The organism is Streptomyces sp. NPDC087859, assembly GCF_044742595.1.
GTDB lineage: Bacteria > Actinomycetota > Actinomycetes > Streptomycetales > Streptomycetaceae > Streptomyces > Streptomyces canus_F.
The window spans coordinates 376,290-394,037 of sequence record NZ_JBIUUU010000008.1; the positions used below are offsets into that span (position 1 = coordinate 376,290).

Annotated in this window: 15 protein-coding genes; 9 read left to right on the forward strand and 6 right to left on the reverse strand. The window is 72.3% G+C overall.

The window, feature by feature from the left end; genetic code table 11:
• Nucleotides 1-63: 63 nt before the first annotated feature.
• Complete coding sequence (locus ACIOHP_RS21860; protein WP_401890065.1) at nt 64-1,230, forward strand: glycosyltransferase; 1,167 nt, start codon at nt 64-66, stop codon at nt 1,228-1,230.
• A 4-nt stretch (nt 1,231-1,234) separates the two neighbouring features.
• Here the strand turns inward: ACIOHP_RS21860 and ACIOHP_RS21865 are convergent, their stop codons facing one another.
• Entirely contained in the window at nt 1,235-2,509 is a 1,275-nt protein-coding gene (locus ACIOHP_RS21865) for a TerD family protein (RefSeq protein WP_361544650.1), read from the reverse strand.
• Nucleotides 2,510-2,804: 295 nt separating this feature from the next.
• Between ACIOHP_RS21865 and ACIOHP_RS21870 the strand changes: the two genes are divergently transcribed.
• From ACIOHP_RS21870 to ACIOHP_RS21885, 4 genes are all read left to right on the forward strand, one after another.
• Entirely contained in the window at nt 2,805-3,242 is a 438-nt protein-coding gene (locus tag ACIOHP_RS21870) for a DUF6643 family protein (RefSeq protein ID WP_046258145.1), read from the forward strand.
• A 42-nt stretch (nt 3,243-3,284) separates the two neighbouring features.
• A complete protein-coding gene (locus ACIOHP_RS21875) occupies nt 3,285-4,115 on the forward strand; it encodes an MOSC domain-containing protein (RefSeq protein WP_401889820.1) in 831 nt (276 codons plus the stop codon).
• A gap of 169 nt (nt 4,116-4,284) precedes the next feature.
• Nucleotides 4,285-4,890, forward strand: a complete 606-nt coding sequence (locus ACIOHP_RS21880; RefSeq protein WP_361543900.1) for a hypothetical protein — start codon at nt 4,285-4,287, stop codon at nt 4,888-4,890.
• A gap of 189 nt (nt 4,891-5,079) precedes the next feature.
• Nucleotides 5,080-7,518 (forward strand): right-handed parallel beta-helix repeat-containing protein, encoded by a 2,439-nt coding sequence (locus ACIOHP_RS21885; protein ID WP_361544647.1) that lies wholly within the window; start codon nt 5,080-5,082, stop codon nt 7,516-7,518.
• Nucleotides 7,519-7,527: 9 nt separating this feature from the next.
• Here the strand turns inward: ACIOHP_RS21885 and ACIOHP_RS21890 are convergent, their stop codons facing one another.
• On the reverse strand, nt 7,528-9,819 hold the full coding sequence (locus ACIOHP_RS21890) for a hypothetical protein (RefSeq protein ID WP_401889823.1): 2,292 nt from the start codon (nt 9,817-9,819) through the stop codon (nt 7,528-7,530).
• A 292-nt stretch (nt 9,820-10,111) separates the two neighbouring features.
• On the opposite strand from ACIOHP_RS21890, the gene ACIOHP_RS21895 reads away from it, so the two are divergent.
• Complete coding sequence (locus ACIOHP_RS21895) at nt 10,112-10,942, forward strand: DeoR/GlpR family DNA-binding transcription regulator (RefSeq protein ID WP_327715361.1); 831 nt, start codon at nt 10,112-10,114, stop codon at nt 10,940-10,942.
• Between the two features lie 51 nt (nt 10,943-10,993).
• Complete coding sequence (locus tag ACIOHP_RS21900) at nt 10,994-11,464, forward strand: SRPBCC family protein (protein ID WP_401890069.1); 471 nt, start codon at nt 10,994-10,996, stop codon at nt 11,462-11,464.
• On the opposite strand, the gene ACIOHP_RS21905 is transcribed toward ACIOHP_RS21900, so the two are convergent.
• Nucleotides 11,461-12,585 carry a PLP-dependent cysteine synthase family protein gene (locus tag ACIOHP_RS21905; protein ID WP_307034317.1) on the reverse strand — a complete coding sequence of 375 codons (1,125 nt, stop codon included), beginning with the start codon at nt 12,583-12,585 and terminating at the stop codon, nt 11,461-11,463. The two genes, ACIOHP_RS21900 and ACIOHP_RS21905, sit on opposite strands and share 4 nt — an antisense overlap.
• A 332-nt stretch (nt 12,586-12,917) precedes the next feature.
• Here ACIOHP_RS21905 and ACIOHP_RS21910 point away from each other — a divergent pair, with 332 nt between their 5' ends.
• Together ACIOHP_RS21910 and ACIOHP_RS21915 are read left to right on the forward strand one after the other, a co-directional pair.
• The gene (locus ACIOHP_RS21910; RefSeq protein WP_307034315.1) at nt 12,918-13,241 is read left to right on the forward strand and encodes a hypothetical protein; all 324 of its coding nucleotides are present in this window, start codon (nt 12,918-12,920) and stop codon (nt 13,239-13,241) included.
• A 187-nt stretch (nt 13,242-13,428) separates the two neighbouring features.
• Nucleotides 13,429-13,968, forward strand: coding sequence for an ATP-binding protein (locus ACIOHP_RS21915; protein ID WP_401889826.1), 540 nt, complete (start codon nt 13,429-13,431; stop codon nt 13,966-13,968).
• Nucleotides 13,969-14,003: 35 nt separating this feature from the next.
• Here the strand turns inward: ACIOHP_RS21915 and ACIOHP_RS21920 are convergent, their stop codons facing one another.
• Genes ACIOHP_RS21920 through ACIOHP_RS21930 form a run of 3 tightly spaced genes read right to left on the reverse strand, consistent with a single transcriptional unit; the run spans nt 14,004 to nt 17,616 of the window.
• Entirely contained in the window at nt 14,004-16,565 is a 2,562-nt protein-coding gene (locus ACIOHP_RS21920; protein WP_401889829.1) for an ABC transporter permease, read from the reverse strand.
• Nucleotides 16,562-17,329: an ABC transporter ATP-binding protein gene (locus ACIOHP_RS21925; RefSeq protein WP_267017672.1), complete on the reverse strand. Its 768-nt coding sequence runs from the start codon at nt 17,327-17,329 to the stop codon at nt 16,562-16,564. The genes ACIOHP_RS21920 and ACIOHP_RS21925 overlap by 4 nt, the downstream gene beginning before the upstream one ends.
• Nucleotides 17,326-17,616, reverse strand: a complete 291-nt coding sequence (locus tag ACIOHP_RS21930; RefSeq protein ID WP_401889831.1) for an SHOCT domain-containing protein — start codon at nt 17,614-17,616, stop codon at nt 17,326-17,328. The genes ACIOHP_RS21925 and ACIOHP_RS21930 overlap by 4 nt, the downstream gene beginning before the upstream one ends.
• Between the last annotated feature and the right edge of the window lie 132 nt (nt 17,617-17,748).

Sequence of the window (17,748 nt, forward strand, 5' to 3'; positions counted from 1 at the left end):
GCCACGATAGACGATGAGCACTTGCGGGCCGGTCCGGTGGGGGACACTGCGCCTGTGAGCGCCATGACGTGGACCGCCGCCGCTTCCCTCGCCGCCTGGCTGTGGCTGTTGCTCTGCCAGGGCTTCTTCTGGCGTACGGACGTCAGACTGCCCGAGCGGCGAGAACCCGACGAGTGGCCGTCCGTCTGCGTCGTCGTCCCCGCGCGCGACGAGGCCGCCGTCCTGCCCGCCAGTCTCCCGTCGCTGCTGGCCCAGGACTACCCCGGGACGGCCGAGGTCTTCCTCGTCGACGACGGCAGCACGGACGGCACCGCGGAGCTGGCCCGCGAGCTGTCCCAGCGGTACGGCGGACTGCCGCTCACCGTGGGCTCGCCCGGTGAGCCGCCCGCCGGGTGGACCGGCAAGCTGTGGGCGGTGCGCCACGGCATCGGCCTGGCACGTGCGCGTGACCCCGAGTACCTGCTGCTCACGGACGCGGACATCGCGCACGAGCCGGAGAGCCTGCGCGCCTTGGTCGCGGCGGCGCGCACCGGCGGCTTCGACGTCGTGTCGCAAATGGCCCGGCTGCGGGTGGAGAGCCTGTGGGAGCGGCTGGTCGTGCCGGCCTTCGTCTACTTCTTCGCCCAGCTGTACCCCTTCCGCCGTATCGGGAAGAGGGGGTCCCGGACGGCGGCCGCCGCGGGCGGCTGCGTACTGCTGCGCACGGAGACCGCCGAGCGGGCGCGGATCCCGGACGCGATCCGGCACGCCGTCATCGACGACGTGGCGCTCGCGCGCGCGGTCAAGGGCGGGGGCGGTCACATCTGGCTGGGGCTGGCCGAGCGGGTGGACAGCGTCCGGCCGTATCCGCGGCTGCACGACCTGTGGCGCATGGTCTCGCGCAGCGCGTACGCGCAGTTGCGGCACAGCCTTCCACTGCTGGCCGGAACGGTGGCCGGACTCGCGCTGATCTACCTGGTGCCGCCCGTGGCCCTGGTGGTGGGGCTCGTCGCGGGGAGTACGGCGGCCGCGGTCCTCGGAGGGCTCGCGTGGCTGGTGATGACGGGCACGTACGTCCCGATGCTCCGCTACTACCGGCAGCCTCTGTGGCTCGCTCCCCTGCTGCCGTTCACGGCGTTCCTCTACCTCCTGATGACGGTCGACTCGGCCGTCCAGCACTACCGGGGGCGCGGTGCGGCCTGGAAGGGCCGCACCTACGCACGTCCGGACGCGGTGCCCGACAAGGGCTGACCCGCTACTTGCGGCCGGGGGTCCAGTTCATGCCCCAGCCGTAGGCGTAGTCGACGGTCCGCTGCGGGCTCACTCCGCGCTCGGGCACCAGGTAGCGGGCTTCGCGCTGGACGACGAGGTCGGAGCCGGTGTTGGTGATCAGGGCGAGCGCGCAGACCGTCGAGGGGACGGTGCACTCGTCGAGGGAGAAGTCGATCGCGGCGCCGAACTGCGGCTGCAGGGTCACGGTGGCGTGCAGGTCGGCGAAGGAACGCGCGCCCTCGTAGATCGTGACGAAGACGAGGATGCGCCGGAAGGCCTGCTTGTGGTCGAGGTTGACGGTGAGGTTCTCGCCGCTCGCGACGGCGCCGGTGCGGTCGTCGCCGTCGAGGTGGATGAACGGCGGCTGGTGCAGCGCGCCGAAGGCGTTGCCGAGGGCCTGGACGACGCCCTTGCTGCCGTCGGTGAGCTCGTAGAGGGCGCACAGGTCCAGGTCGAGGTCGTTGTGCGTGGCGACCGGGCGGCCCAGTTTGCTCGCCCAGCCCGAGAACTGCTTGCGGACCTCCCAGTTGAGGTTCACGCGCATCGCGCCCGAGGTGCCGCCCTGCTTGGTCAGCGAGACCGACGGGGACGCCTTGGTGAGCGTGACCTTGGTGAGGCGGACCGGTTGCGCCGGAGGTGCCGGAGGGGCGGCCGGCGCGGGCGGCACGGTCACCGGCGGGGCGGTGACAGGCGGGGCGGTGACAGGCGGGGCCGCCGGTACGGGCGGGGCGGCCTGCTGCGGTTCGTCCACGGTGATCCCGAAATCCGTGGCCAGCCCTTCCAGCCCGCTGCTGTAGCCCTGGCCGACGGCACGGAACTTCCAGTTGCCCTGGCGGCGGTAGAACTCGCCGAGGACGAAAGCGGTTTCGACGCTGGCGCCGGTGCTGTCGAAGCGGGCGATCACCGTGCCCTGGGCGGCGTCCTTGACCTCGATGTAGAGGCCCGGCACCTGTCCGAACGACCCGCCGTCGCTGGAGGCGGCCAGGACCACCGTCTCGACGGCGGGCTCCACGCGCGCGAGGTCGACGAGAAGTGAGTCGACCACCCGGCCACCGGCGTTCTGCTTGCCCTCGTGACGGACCGCGCCGGAGGTGTGCGCCGGCTGGTTGTAGAAGACGAAGTCGCCGTCGGAACGGACCTTTCCGCCCACGAGGAGCAGCGCCGACGCATCCGCGTCGGGTACGCCCGGTCCGGAACTCCAGCCCAGTTCGACCCGCAGCGCCGTCGTCGGCACCGGAGCATTGGACCCTTTCGGCATGGACATGTCCGCCCCCATCACGTGTCACCGCGCCAGGCATGTCCCGGCAGCCCATTGTTCTCTACAGGGCCAACCTATTCCCCGCGACAGCGAACTCCCATCCGGTGCACAGGGAGACCGCCCGCCAACCCTCGGTAACCCGCTCGGAACTCGGCCTTTACAGGATCCGGCCCCCTGCCGCTGCCCCTTTTCCCCACCTTCGCTCGCATTGGGGGTCCGACGTCACTGCGGACACGGAAAACAACCCTCTTATCGGTCTCCCCAACCAGCACATCGTGGGCTTAACTTATGTGCCATGACCTCCCCCCGCTCCACTTATGGCGGCGGCTACTACTCCGCCTCCTTCCCGGACACTCCGATCTACGACTCGCTCGTGGCCGAGCGGGGTACCCCGCAGATCGCCCCGATCCGGGTCCCGGCCGAGTACGCCATGCCGAGCAGCAGCAACCTGCCCGCGCTGCCGTCGGCCCTGCCCGCCCTCCCGGCGGGTCCCTCCCAGCCCTCCTACGGCTACCCGCAGGCGCAACAGCCGGCTCCGCTGCAACAGGCGCCCGCCGCGTACATCCCGCAGCAGGCCGGTGCCCCGCGCGGCTATCCCGGCCCGCAGACACAGCAGCCCCGTCCGGCGGCGGCGCAGGGCATGGGCTACGAGGCGATGCGCCCCGCGGCTCCCCGCCCCGCTCCGGCTCCGTACCAGGACCCGTACAACAACCAGCAGTACCGCGGCTACTGAGCCGAGCCCTGGACCTGTCCTGCCTGGTGGCACGATGGGTTCATGGGTAATGCGCGGCTTCAGTCGGTTCATGTCCACCCGGTCAAGGCGTTCCGGGGCCTCGCGCCCGGGGAGGCCGACGTGGAGCCCTGGGGGCTGGCCGGAGACAGGCGCTGGGCGCTGATCGACGACGGGGGAAAGGTCGTCTCGCAACGCCGGGAGCCGCGTGTCGCGCTTGCCGCCGCCGAGCTGCTGCCCGGCGGCGGCGTCCGGCTGTCCGCACCCGGCATGGAGCCGCTGGAGGTCCCCGTACCGCGCCCGGTCGGCACCGTGCCGGTGGCGATCTTCCAGGACAAGGTGGAGGCGGTGCCCGCCGAGGACGCGGCCGCGCACGCCTGGTGCAGCGACTATCTCGGCGCGGACGTGCGTCTGGTGCACATGGACGATCCCGCCACGCGCCGGCCCGTCGATCCGGAGTACGCGCTCGAGGGAGAGACCGTCTCCTTCGCCGACGGCTTTCCCCTGCTGCTCACCACGACGGCCTCGCTCGACGCCCTGAACTCCCTGATCGCGCAGGGTGACCATGCCGACGAGGGCCCGCTGCCCATGGACCGGTTCCGGCCCAACGTGGTCGTGTCGGGCACCGACGCCTGGGCCGAGGACGACTGGTCGCGGCTCGCGATCGGCGAGGTCGTCTTCCGGGTCGCCAAGACCTGTGGGCGCTGTGTCGTGACCACCACCGACCAGTCCACCGCCGCCCGCGGCAGGGAACCTCTGCACACCCTGGGACGCCACCGGCGGCTGAGCGGAAAGCTGGTCTTCGGGCAGAACCTGGTGGCCCGCTCCCGTGGCACGATCCGCGTCGGCGACCCCGTCACGATCCTCGATCGGTAGAGACCCGCTCAACGCCTGATGTGCGGGAACCCACCGCGGGGGACCATGCGTTGATAATCGTGAGAAGTGCATGAGAGGTCCGGCTGGTGATTTCGCTCTCTCTTTGACCGGGCCTGCGCGTGAACATCTCCGCCAGGGGTTATCACGGAGCGGGAAGGGGGTGCGGACGGTGCGAGCGATGAGGGGACTCTGGCGCTGGCGGCGCAATCCGCTGCGCCGTGCGACCGATCTGGCCGAGGCGTGGGTCGCCCTCGCGGCCCTGCTGCTCATCCTGGTCGTCGCGCCGGTGGCGGGCGTCGTCATCGGCGGCCTCGCCCAGGACTCCCTCCAGGAATCGGTGCGCAACCAGCGCGTCACCCGTCATGTGGTGACGGCGACCGTGACCCGCGAGCTGGACCGGTCCCCGCTGGACGCCGACCCCGAGACCTCCACCGGGCGGGAGATGCGCACCCGCGTCCTCGCCGACTGGACCGCGCCGGACGGCACTTCACAGCACGGCCCGGTGCTGGCGAACCTCAAGGACCCGCACCGGGGCGACCACTTCACGATATGGACGGACGCCCAGGGCCAGATAGTGGCCCGGCCGCTGGACTCCGCGACCGCCACGACACATGCCGTCCTCGCCGGGTTCGGCGCGGCCCTGCTCGGCATCGGACTCGTGGAGAGCGCCCGCCGGTTGATCGTCTGGCGCATGGTCCGTCGCCGGTACGCCCGTTGGGACCAGGCCTGGGAGCGGGTGGGCCCGGACTGGGGCAGGACCGGCACCGGCAGCTGACAGCCTTCCCTCTCTGGTCAACCCACCGCCTGCGCGCACGCTACGGTGGACCGGCCGAACTTCTTCGGCAGCACGAACCCGCGAGCGAGCGAGCCGCAGGGACGTGCCGGTGTCGGGCAGTTGACGTCGTACCGGTGTCCCGACGGCCCGCGAGCCATGAGTACCGCACAGTGGGGGCACGGCAACGCCATGGCACAGGGCACGGTCCAGGTGACGCACACCGGCACCTCGCGGTGGCGGCGCCGCACGGGTGAGTACGCATCGCTCGCCGCCGCCCTGGAGGCCGCGGCCGACGGCGACGTCCTCACCGTCGCCCCCGGCACCTATCGGGAGAACCTCGTCGTGCAGCGGGCGGTGACCCTGCGCGGGCCCGAGGGCTCCCCCGGCTCGGTGCGCATCGCGCCCCTCGACGGGGTGCCGCTGACCGTACGCGCCTCGGCGGTGGTCCAGGACCTGCATGTGGAGGGCCAGGACGCGGCAGCGCCCGCGCTGCTCGTCGAGGAGGGCACCCCGGAGCTGACGGACATCCGCATCGTCACCCGGTCAGCGGCCGGGATAGAGGTGCGCGGCGGCGCCCGGCCGACCGTGCGGCGCTGCACCGTCGACAACCCGGCCGGGATCGGCATCGCCGTACTCGACGAGGGCGGCGGCGTGTTCGAGGAGTGCGAGGTCGTGGCGGCCGGCCAGGCCGGCGTCGCGGTCCGCGGCGGCGCCCATCCGCGCCTCGAGCGCTGCCGGGTGCATCACGCGTCGGGTGTGGGCCTGTCGGTTACCGGTGAGAACTCCGCGCTGGAAGCAGTGGGTTGCGAGGTCTACGAGGTCCGTGGCAGCGGCGTGCAGATCACCGGCAAGGCCACCGCGCACCTCACCGACTGCGATGTGCACCGCACCACCGGGGACGGCGTCACGCTCGACACGGACGCCGTGCTGACCCTGGCCGACTGCAGCATCCACGACATCCCCGAGAACGCGGTGGACCTCAGGTCGCGTTCCGTCCTCACCCTCACCCGCACAACGGTGCGCCGGTTCGGGCGCAACGGCCTGTCGGTGTGGGATCCGGGCACGCGCGTGGACGCCAACCAGTGCGAGATCTTCGACAGCACCGGCGACTACCCCGCGGTGTGGGTGAGCGACGGGGCGACCGTGGTGCTGGACTCGTGCCGGGTGCACGACGTGCCGGACGCGCTGTTCGTCCTGGACCGCGGCTCCCGCGCGGACGTCGTCGACAGCGACCTCTCCCAGGTGCGCAACACGGCCGTGTCGGTGAGCGACGGAGCCACCGCGCAGCTCGACGACTGCCGTATCCGGGACGCGGCCACCGGCGCCTGGTTCCGGGACCACGGCAGTGGCGGCACCCTCAACAACTGCACGGTGGACGGCACCCAGACCGGCGTGATCGTCACGAAGGGCGCCGACCCGACGATCGAGCGGTGCACGGTCGACTCCCCCGCCGAGGCCGGCTTCTACGTGTCGGCGGGCGGCCGGGGCAGCTTCCTCAACTGCCGCGTCACCGGCAGCGGCGGCTACGGCTTCCATGTGATCGACGGCTCCCGTACGACGCTCAAGAAGTGCCGCACGGAGCGGTGCGCACGGGGCGGGTACGAGTTCGCGGACGCCGGCCCGGACACGGGGTCCGGCGTCGGCCCGGTCGTCGAGGACTGCACGAGCGACGAGAGCGCGGGGCGGCGCCCGTCGGCCGACCCGGAGCCCGTCGTGCAGACGGCGAGCCAGTCCCCCGGTCTGCTCGGCGCGATCCCCGGGCAGCGCATCACCGAGCCGGAGCAGCCTGCCGCCCCCGCCGAGCCGGAGCAGCCCTCACGCACCTCCCAGGCCGTCATGGGTGAACTCGACGCCCTGGTGGGCCTGGACAGCGTCAAGCGCGAGGTGCGGGCCCTCACCGACATGATCGAGGTCGGCCGGCGCCGCCGGGAGGCCGGCCTCAAGGCGGCCTCGGTCAAGCGCCACCTGGTCTTCACCGGCTCCCCCGGAACCGGCAAGACCACGGTCGCCCGCCTCTACGGCGAGATCCTCGCCTCGCTCGGTGTCCTGGAGAAGGGACATCTCGTCGAGGTGTCCCGCGTCGACCTGGTCGGCGAGCACATCGGCTCCACCGCGATCCGCACCCAGGAGGCCTTCGACAAGGCACGCGGCGGTGTGCTGTTCATCGACGAGGCGTACGCGCTCTCCCCCGAGGACTCCGGCCGCGACTTCGGCAAGGAGGCCATCGACACCCTGGTGAAGCTCATGGAGGACCACCGGGACGCGGTCGTGGTGATCGTCGCGGGCTACACGGCCGAGATGGAGCGGTTCCTTTCGGTCAACCCCGGTGTGGCGTCCCGCTTCTCACGGACCATCACCTTCGGCGACTACACCCCCGACGAACTGCTGCGGATCGTGGAGCAGCAGGCCGACGAGCACGAGTACCGACTGGCGTCGGGCGCGCCGGAGGCCCTCCTCAAGTACTTCACGGCGATCCCCAAGGGTCCCGCCTTCGGCAACGGCCGCACCGCCCGCCAGACCTTCGAGGCCATGGTCGAGCGGCACGCGAGCCGCGTCGCCCAGGTCGCGGAGCCCAGCACGGACGATCTGACGCTGCTGTACGCGGAGGATCTGCCGGAGCTCGGCTGACCTGAGCGGCTACCGCTGCGCCGGTACGTCCGGACGCAGCCGGGCCAGCAGCTTCGTCCGCTCCTGCGCGAAGCCCGGGTCGGCCTGGTAGTCGGAGTGGCCCAGGATCGGTGTGGGCAGCGGGTGCTGCTCGGTGCGGCCGTAGGCCAGTGGGTCCTCGAGGGGTTCGTGGTCGACCTCGGGGCCGCATTCGCCGGACAGCCGGACCGGGCCGCCGATGGGGTCGGTGGGCCGGTACAGGTTGCGCCAGCAGGCGACGTCGTGGTGCAGGGCGCTGAGCGCGGCCGGCCCGAAGTGGGCCGGGAACCAGCGGCCGTAGAGCCGCTCGAGCGGTGAGCCGTACGTCAGCAGCGCGACCCGCCTGCGGTCGGCCGGCGTCAGCTGCCAGGCCGCGGCGGCGGCGAGGACGCTGCCCTGGGAGTGTCCGGAGATCACCAGACGGCCGCCGGTGGCGCGGGTCCAGGTGGCTATCCGCCAGGTCAGGTCGGGCACCGCGCGCTCGGCGTAGCAGGGCGGCGAGAAGGGGTGGGCGGCGCGCGGCCAGAACGTGCCGACGTCCCACAGGATGCCGATGGTGCGGCGTGCGGAGGCGTCCTTGTAGGCGCGCCGCCCCCAGGTGACGAACAGTATGAAGCCGAATCCGATCAGCCAGGAGCCGAGGGCCTGTGCGGTCTCGGCGGCGCCCTGGACGACGGCGTAGGTGCTGTCCGCCGCCTCGCCGGGTGTCTTGCCGGTGGCGAGGGCGCCCACCAGTGCGGCGGCGCCCAGGAGCAGGGTCGCGGCGGAGGTGACGGCGACGATCAGCGGGCCCCGGTCGGTGAGTGTGGCCAGTGCGCGGGCGTTGGCGATACGCCGGGTGCGGGCCCGGTCCTTGGGCTTGTCCGGGTAGTCGGTGTCCACGGCGGCCAGCTCGGTGCGGCGCAGCTGCCAGGTGCGCCGTCCCAGCCAGCCGCACAGCACCAGCAGGACGACGATGAGCGGCGGGATCACGGACGCCTGCCAGGTCAGCAGGACGGGTGGCCCGGTGATGGTGGTTCCGGTGCCGTCCAGCCAGTCGGCCACACGCTGGGACACTCCGCCCGACATCACCCCGCCGAGGGCGCAGGCGAGCATCGCGACGGCGGGCCCGCCCAGGCCGCGCATGGCGGCGCGCCGGTCGGGGTGGGTCCGGTGCAGGGTGTGGGCCACGACGGCCATGACGATCACGATCAGTCCCTGGACCAGGGCGATGGTGCCGAAGGTGGCGTCGCCCGGCAGCCGCCCCCGCGACTCCCATCCCGGGCGCTCCCAGCCGGCGTACAGCATGGTCAGGGCGAGCAGGCCGAGCGCGGCGAGCGGCAGACGTCGTACGAGGTGCTCGTCGAGCTCCCGGTCGAGGCGGTTCTCGCTGCGGCCGCGGCGGCAGACCACCCAGACGACCATGACCGCGCCGCCGACGAGCGACACCATCAGGAGCCGGCCCAGCGCGTCGAGCAGGGCGGGTCCGTCGGGACGGCGGTCGAAGCGGGCCGCGGCGGAGCCGACGGCCGCGGCGACCGTGAGCAGGGCTGCGGCGGTGTGGGCGGCGCGCAGCCTGGCCACCAGTCGGCGTCCGTACCAGAAGCCGGGGCGGCCGAGGGCGGTGCGGGCCGTGTCCTCGTCGGGCTCGGCCGGGCGGGACATCGGCGCCTGCGACTCGTAGGCGTTCCAGGTGCGGTGGGACAGGTACCACAGCAGGCAGGTGAGCACGGCGGGGAGCAGGGCGGCGAGGGCGAGCCTGCGGCCGGGGCGGCTCCACCAGCCGCCGTCGGAGACGGTGGGCGACAGGAAGCCGAGCCAGGAGTGCCGGTCGGCACACGCGCGCGTGCCCGCGCACTGCCAGGCCGTGAGGTCGAGGGCCACCTCGCAGACGGCCGCGACCAGCAGCACCGTCAGGGACAGTGCCGCCAGCCGCACCAGCAGCCCGTACAGGCGGACCGTGCGGGTGCGGCCGCGGGCGGCGGGGCGCATCCAGTGGGCGAGGTTGACCACCATGAACGGGAGCAGCAGCAGCCACAGGGCGCGCGAGGCGTTGCCGGAGGTGAGGTTGCACCACACGTACGCCTCGGGCACCGGCTCGCGCCGCGGGTTGCCGGGTCCGGTGTCGGCCTCGGCGTCCTCGGCGCGCCGGAACACGGCCGCCGTGTCGTCGCCGGTGATCCGTACCGTCCGCGGATCGTCGAGCATCTTCTCGGGCGTCGTACCGCCCACCCCGTGGACCAGCAGCTCCAGCGCGGAGCCCTCCGGCCCGCCCGTCGAGGCACGTTCCTGCGCATGTTCCACTGTTTCGCTCTTCCCCCGTGACGCGCCGTCCGCATATGTCGGTGCGGCCTCAAGGATCTCCGCTGGGGCCGTGCCGTACACCTCTCGTCACGGAATCTCCCCGTTCTGTGTGACGGTCGGGGCGGAGGATAAGGCCGAAGTGACATGCGCGCGTCGTGACGGTCGGTGGCGCGACCGGTACCGTGCCGTGCGAGGATGGGGCGTCCATGCACCGGGAGCGGCGAGAATGTCCTCGTCGGAGCGGGTGTGCGGGGCGTGTCGGACGGGTTGAGGCGAAAGGACCGGAGCGTACGTGAGCGAGAATCAGAACCTCCTCGCGGAGCAGCGGCGCGCCCTGATCCTGGACGAGGTCCGGCGCCGCGGCGGCGTCCGGGTCAACGAGCTGACCCGCAAGCTCGGCGTGTCGGACATGACCGTGCGTCGTGATCTCGACGCGCTCGCCCGGCAGGGTGTTCTGGAGAAGGTGCACGGCGGCGCGGTCCCGGTGGTCGAGGCGAGCACGCACGAGCCGGGCTTCGAGGCCAAGTCGGGCCTGGAGCTGACCGCCAAGGAGGACATCGCGCGAGCGGCGGCCGAACTGGTCGCCCCGGGCTCCGCGATCGCCCTTTCGGGCGGCACGACGACGTACGCGCTCGCCCACCATCTGCTGGACGTGCCCGACCTCACGGTCGTCACCAACTCGGTGCGGGTGGCCGACGTCTTCCACGCGGCGCAGCGCACCACGGGCCCCCGTCAGGGTGCGGCCACGGTCGTGCTGACCGGCGGTGTGCGTACGCCGTCCGACTCGCTGGTGGGCCCGGTGGCCGACCAGGCGATCGCGGCGCTCCACTTCGACGTGCTGTTCCTCGGGGTCCACGGGATATCGGTCGAGGCCGGGCTGTCCACGCCGAACCTCGCCGAGGCGGAGACCAACCGGCGCCTGGTGCAGTCGGCGCGACGGGTCGTGGTGGTCGCCGACCACACCAAGTGGGGCACGGTGGGCCTGAGTTCGTTCGCGGCGCTGGAGCAGGTCGACACGCTGGTGACGGACGCGGGGCTGCCGACGGCGGCGCGCGAGGAGGTCGCCGAGCATCTGCGGCGGCTGGTGGTGGCCGGTGAGCCCGGTGGGGCCGCAGACAGCTGACTGGGTGTCAGTTAGGGTGTGACCCCTCTGTCGTCACCTGGGGGTGTGACCGTGGCTCACCAACTGCGCGCCGTGGGGCTCGACTTCATCGAGGTCGCTCCCGTGCGCCTGGTCTTCGCCCGGGAGATGTCCGCCGGCCCGGAGGCCGTCTACCGGGCTCTCGCCGACGATGTGCCGGGCTGGGCGGAGTGGTTCTCGGCGGTCACCTTCGCCCGGCCGACCGGCGACGGCTCGACGCGCGAGGTCCGGCTCAGGGGCGGCGGACGCTTCCAGGAGACGATCATCGCGGCGAAGGAGCCCGAGGTCTACGCCTACCGCGTCGACGTGGCGAACACGCCCGGCATCCACGCCTTCGCCGAGGAGTGGCGGCTCACCCCCTCGGGAACGGGCACCCTGGTGCGCTGGACCTTCGCCCTCGACGGCACGGCCCCGGTCCGCTTCATGGCGAAGCTCGGACGTGCCGGGCTGGGGCGGGCGTTCCGGGGCGCGGTCGCCGCACTGGACCGGCGTATCGCCGGCTAGCAGGGCCAGACGCCCGTCTCGAGCAGCGACTCGATCGCCGCCGCGTACGGCTGGATGTCCAGGCCCTGTTCGGCCAGCCACGCGTCCGAGTAGTACTTGTCGAGATACCGGTCCCCCGGGTCGCACAGCAGTGTCACCACGCTGCCCCGGCGCCCCTCTGCCACCATCTCGGCGACGATCTTCAGCGCGCTCCACAGGCCGGTTCCGGTCGAGCCGCCCGCCTTGCGGCCGATGGCCTGTTCCAGTGCCCGTACGGCGGCGACGCTGGCGGCGTCGGGGACCTTCATCATCCGGTCGACGGCGCCGGGCACGAAGCTCGGCTCCATGCGCGGCCGGCCGATGCCCTCGATGCGGGAGCCGCAGTCGCAGGTGACGTCCGGATCGCCGGTGGTCCAGCCCTCGAAGAAACAGGAGTTCTCCGGGTCGGCGACACAGATGCGCGTGTCACGCTGGGTGTAGTGGACGTAGCGGGCGATGGTCGCCGAGGTGCCGCCGGTGCCGGCCGTGGCGACGATCCACGCGGGTTCCGGGAACCGCTCCAACTCCAGCTGTCGGAAGATGGATTCGGCGATGTTGTTGTTGCCGCGCCAGTCCGTGGCCCGTTCCGCGTAGGTGAACTGGTCCATGTAGTGGCCGCCGGTGTCCACCGCGAGCCGGGCCGACTCCTCGTACATCCTGCGCGAGTCGTCCACGAAGTGGCACCGGCCGCCGTGGAACTCGATGAGGCGGATCTTCTCGGCGCTGGTCGTGCGCGGCATGACGGCGATGAAGGGCACGCCGATCAGCCCGGCGAAGTACGCCTCGGAGACGGCCGTCGAGCCGCTGGACGCCTCGATCACCGGGCGGCCGGGCCGGATCCAGCCATTGCACAGGCCGTAGAGGAACAGGGAGCGGGCGAGGCGGTGCTTGAGGCTGCCGGTCGGGTGGGTCGACTCGTCCTTGAGGTACAGGTCGATGCCCCACTGCTCCGGCAGCGGGAAGCGCAGGAGGTGCGTGTCGGCCGAGCGGTTGGCATCGGCCTGGACCTTGCGGACGGCCTCTTTCAGCCAGGCACGGTAGGCGGCGTCGCTGTGGTCGACGTCGAGGGTGGCGCCGGTCCGGATCTGCTGAGGGGTGCTCACGGCGGGGCTCCTTAGGCTTCGCGCCGACGGCGGGTCGCGCTGTCGACGCATCGATCATAAGCACCTTCCGCACCCTTCTCACCTGCATAAACACTCCTTTGAGCACCTCAAAGGCCACCCTGGGGGCCGGGCTCCGCAAGGCCATGGGGGCGCATTCGGACGAGTGCTCCGGGCTCCCCTACCAGGGGTCGCATGCGCACTGGTGCTCGACGCCGGGTGCGGGCAGACTGCACCGAACGGGACGCGCCGGTCCCGGACGGGGGCGCACACTGGGTCACACAACCAGCCGGATCATGGGCCGGCACACCGAGAACGCACTAGGGGGCGGGAGCATGGCGGAGCCGGAGTTCACGGCCACGGGCGTGCGGATCGGGAAGCGGCTGCGTTCGCTCACCCGGGCCGGACAGGTCCGGATCAGCGACGGCAGGCTGGAGTTGCTCACCAGCTACGGCAGCGAGATCGACAGCGCGCCGGTGCAGGCGGTACGGGCGTCCAAACCCTGGTTCGCCGCCGACGACCGGGCACTCGCCGACCTCAACGGCAAGCGGTATCTGCTGACCCTCGGCGATCACGATCCAGCGCCGGGCGAGCCGGGTCCACCCGCGGCACGCCGGTTCATCGAGGCCGTACGGAGGGCCGCGGGACGTCACGGGTGAGGCACCGCGAGTTGCGGGACCCCGCCCCCTGAGTCACGCTGTTCTCACGTCACTCTGGGTTTACCGGCGATAACGCTGCGAACCAGCCCGCCGGGCATGGCAGCAGGCAGCCGTCTCACCAGGCGCCTTGCTGGATCGATCCGAACTCCGTGTTCTTCCGGACCTCTTCAGTCGGGGAGTCGCAGCCGTGATCAGTCACCCAAGCAGGCACTGCACGGTGGAGCTCCAAGCCCTGCCGTCGCGGATCGGCCAGGTCCGCAGAATCGTCTCTGCGCAGTTGCGCTACTGGCATCTCGACCCCCTCATAGACCGGGCGGCGCTCGGTGTGACGGAGCTCTTGACCAACGTCCACCGGCACGCCCAGCCCGACAAGATGTGCACCGTGGAGATCGAGCTGGTCCTCGACCGGCTCATGGTCTCGGTGCACGACCACGACCCGCGTCTGCCGGTCGTGGAGGACATGCCCGACGACCTCCTGGAAGCCGAGACGCTCGCCACCCGTGGGCGAGGGCTCGCCATGGTGGCCGCCTTCAGCGAGAGCTGGGGCGTGCGGCCGGACGGGGAGGCGGGCAAGGTCGTGTGGTTCGCGCTCTCCGCTCCCGCCGCCGTGAAGGCCGGGACGGGGCGGCCGCCGCGGCGTCTCGCGGAGAAGACACCTCGGGTGTTCGCCGAGGTCGACGCCCTGAGGACCGAACATGCTCCCGCCCGGTCGGCCGTTGTCGGCTGATCGGGCGGTGACATCCTGTAGCGGCGGCCCCTGTCTCACTCGGTGGCGATCGCCCGCAGCACGTCCAGGCGTGCCGCGCGACGGGCCGGGCGCAGGCCCGCCAAGGCGCCCGCCGCCAGGCCCACCAGGGCCACGATCGCGAGGTTCAGCGGCGGCACCGCGAAGGCGAAGTCGCTGTCGCTCGCGCCGTCGGAGGCCTTGACCAGGACCCAGCCGAGGAACCCTCCGAGTGCCAGTCCCCCGACCGTGCCGAACGCGGCCACCAGGACCGACTCCCAGCGGACCATGGCCCGCAGTTGGGAGCGGGTCTGGCCGACGGCCCGCAGCAGGCCCAGTTCCCGGGTGCGCTCGTGGATCGCCAGGGTCAGGGTGTTGGCGATGCCGAGGAGCGCGATGAGGACCGCCAGGGCCAGCAGGGCGTAGACCAGGGTGAGCATCATGTCGATGCCGCCCGCCGAGGACCGCGCGTACTCGTCCCGGGTCTGCACCTCGGGGTTGCCGTAGCGCTCGGCCACCTTCTCCACCGCGGCCTTGCCGGTGTCCGCGCTCACGCCGTCCTCGAACGAGACGGCGACGAGGGTGTCGGCGTCCTGGGTGCGGTGCGGTTCCCAGGCCGCGCGGGTGATGACGTACTCCCCCGCGAGCTCGGACCGGCCGTAGACGGCACGGACCGTGAAGGTCTCCTTCTCGCCGTCCGTGAACGTCAGCCGGGTCGTGTCGCCGGTCTTCAGTCCCTGCTGGTCGGCCTCGCTCTCGGTGATGGCGATGCCGTCCGTGCCGAGACCGCTCAGGGAACCCCTGACCGTGCCCAGGTCGAAGGTGCGCTCCAGCGCCAGGGGGTCGGTGACGGTCAACGCCCTGCCCTTGCCGTCGACTTCGGCGACTCCGCGGCCGAGTCCGACGGCCGTGTCCACCTCGGGCAGCTTGTCGACGGCGCCGGCCAGACGAGGGCTCAGGCCGCTGCCGCCCGCACCGAAGGCCGGGGTACTCACCGCGATGTCGCCCGCGAAGGAACGGGAGACGGTCTGGTCCATGGTCGCCTTCAGGGACGCGGCGAACACGGTGAACAGGGACACCACCGCGACGCCGATCATCAGGGCGCCGGCGGTGGCTGCCGTGCGCTTGGGGCTGCGCAGGGCGTTGCGGCGGGCGAGGCCCCCGGTGACTCCGCGCAGTCGGTCGAGGGGGCCGCCGAGGACGCGTACGGCGGTGGTGGAGGCGACCGGGCCGAGGACCACGAACGAGGCCAGGGCCAGGACGGCACCGATGCCCGCGAGCCAGAGCGACGGGGAGACGAGGACACCGCTGATCGTCACGCCGAGGGCGAGGGCGGCGAGGCCCGTTCCCGTGACGGCACGCACGCGGGAGGCGCCCGAGGTGTCGACGGCGGTTTCGCGCAGTGCCGCCATGGGGGCGGTGCGGCCCGCCCGTACGGCGGGCAGGAGCGCGGAGCCGAGGCAGACCACGACGCCGACCGCGAGCGGCAGCAGCATGGACAGTGCGCTGACCACCAAGTCGCCCTCGGGGAAGGGGAATCCGATCGCCGGAAACAGGATCTGGAGACCCGCGGCGATGCCGATGCCCCCCGCCAGGCCCGCGAGCGAGGCCGTCACCGCGACCGCGGTCGCCTCCACGAGGGTCGACGCGGTGACCTGGCGGCGGGAGGCGCCCAGGGCGCGCAACAGGGCGTTCTCGCGGGTGCGTTGGGCGACGACGATCGCGAAGGTGTTGTGGATGGAGAAGGTCGCCACCAGCAGGGCGACGCCGGAGAAGACGAGGAGGAAGAGGGTGAAGACGGTCAGGAACTGGCTGGAGATCATCTCGGTGTTCTCCTCGGCCGACTTCTGGCCGGTGATCGCCTCGACTCCCGCGGGCAGTACGGGAGTCAGCCGGTCGACGAGCTCCTGCTGGCTGACGCCGGGACCGGCGCGCACCTGGATGGTGGCCGCCTCGCCGGGCCGTGCGGTGAGGTACTTCTCGGCGTCGGCCCGCGTCATGCCGGTGAACGTCACCTGGGCCATGCCGTCCTCGCCGCCGAACGTCGCCAGGCCCACGATCGTCACCTCGAGCGGGTCCGGCGTCCGGAGAGTCGTCGTGTCGCCGATCCTCAGGTCGCCGCGCTCGGCGGTGCCCCGGTCGATGACGACCTCGCCCGACGTGGCCGGGGCACGGCCCTCGGCGAGCTGGTAGGCGTTGAGCTCGGGGTCGGCGATCCAGTTGCCCGCGAGGGTGGGCGGACCCTGGCCGCCGATGGGGTCGCCGTTCGCGCCGACCAGCTGGCCCGCGCCCTGGATGCTGGGGGCGGCGGCCGCCACGCCGGGAACGCGCTCGACGGCCCGCACCAGGTCGGTGGCGACCGGCCGGCGAACGCCCTCGCTCTCGCCCGGTGTGGTGATGGCGTCGGCGCTGCGGACCACGGCGTCCGTGCCGCTGGTCGCCCTGCCGAACATCGTGTCGAAGCCGGCGCGCAGGGTGTCGCCCATGACGAGCGTGCCGGCCAGGAAGGCGACGCCGAGGAACACCGCGAGGAAGGTTCCCGCGAAGCGGCGCTTGTGCGCGCGCAGAGAGGACACGCTCAGACGGACGGAGGCGTTCATGACGGCCCTCCGAGGGGTGAGGTGGTGTCGAAGGCCTTCATGCGGTCCAGGACCTTGTCGGCGGTCGGTGCGGTCATACGGTCGACCAGGCGCCCGTCCGCGAGGAAGACGACCTCGTCGGCGTGGGCGGCGGCCACGGGGTCGTGCGTGACCATGACGACCGTGCGGGACGTCTGGCGTACGGCACGGCCGAGGAGGCCGAGGACCTCGCCGCCGGAGCGGGAGTCCAGGTTGCCGGTCGGTTCGTCGGCGAAGACGACGTCCGGCCGGCCGGCGAACGCCCGCGCCACGGCGACGCGTTGCTGCTGGCCGCCGGAGAGTTCGGAGGGGCGATGGTGGAGGCGGTCGCGCAGACCGACGACGTCGACGAGCGCGTCGATCCACTCGCGGTCGCCCTTGCCGCCCGCCAGGTCGAGGGGGAGCGTGATGTTCTCCTCGACGGTCAGGGTGGGCACCAGGTTGAACGCCTGGAACACGAAGCCCACACGGTCGCGGCGCAGCAGGGTCAGGCGGCGGTCGTCGAGGGAGCCCAGTTCGGTGTCGCCGATGTGGGCGGTACCCGAGGTGAGCGTGTCGAGACCGGCCGCGCAGTGCATCAGGGTGGACTTGCCGGAGCCCGAGGGCCCCATGATCGCGGTGAAGCGGCCGACCGGGAAGTCGACGCTCACCCCGTCCAGGGCCCTCACGCTGGTGTCGCCGGTGCCGTAGACCTTCACGGCGTCGACCACCCGGGCGGCCGACCGGACCGCGGTCGTGGTCGTCATGCCGCACCGCCCTTGCCCGTGCGGCCGAACTGCTCGTCCAGGACGGACAGCCGACGCCAGTACTCGTCCTCGTCGATCTCGCCGGAGGCGAAGCGGCGGCCGAGCACCGCGATGGGCGAGTCGCCGGACGGACCGGTGTCGGCCGTCGCGCCCCACGGGCCACGGCGGCCGCGTCGGCCGGTGCGGCGCAGGACGGTGACGGCGCCGACCACGACGGCCGCCCAGATCAGCGGGAAGAGAAGGATCCACGGGCCGGGCCCGCCGTCCCAGTGCGCCAGGGTCTGCATCTCGGGTCATCTCCCTTGTGGTGTGTCCGGTTGATGTCTCGAGACTGGCTCCGGGCAGGGGTGCGGGTCGTCGTACGGCCAGCGGCAGTGCGTGTACCTCCCGGGGAGTACGGGGGGCCGTTCCGGCTGCTC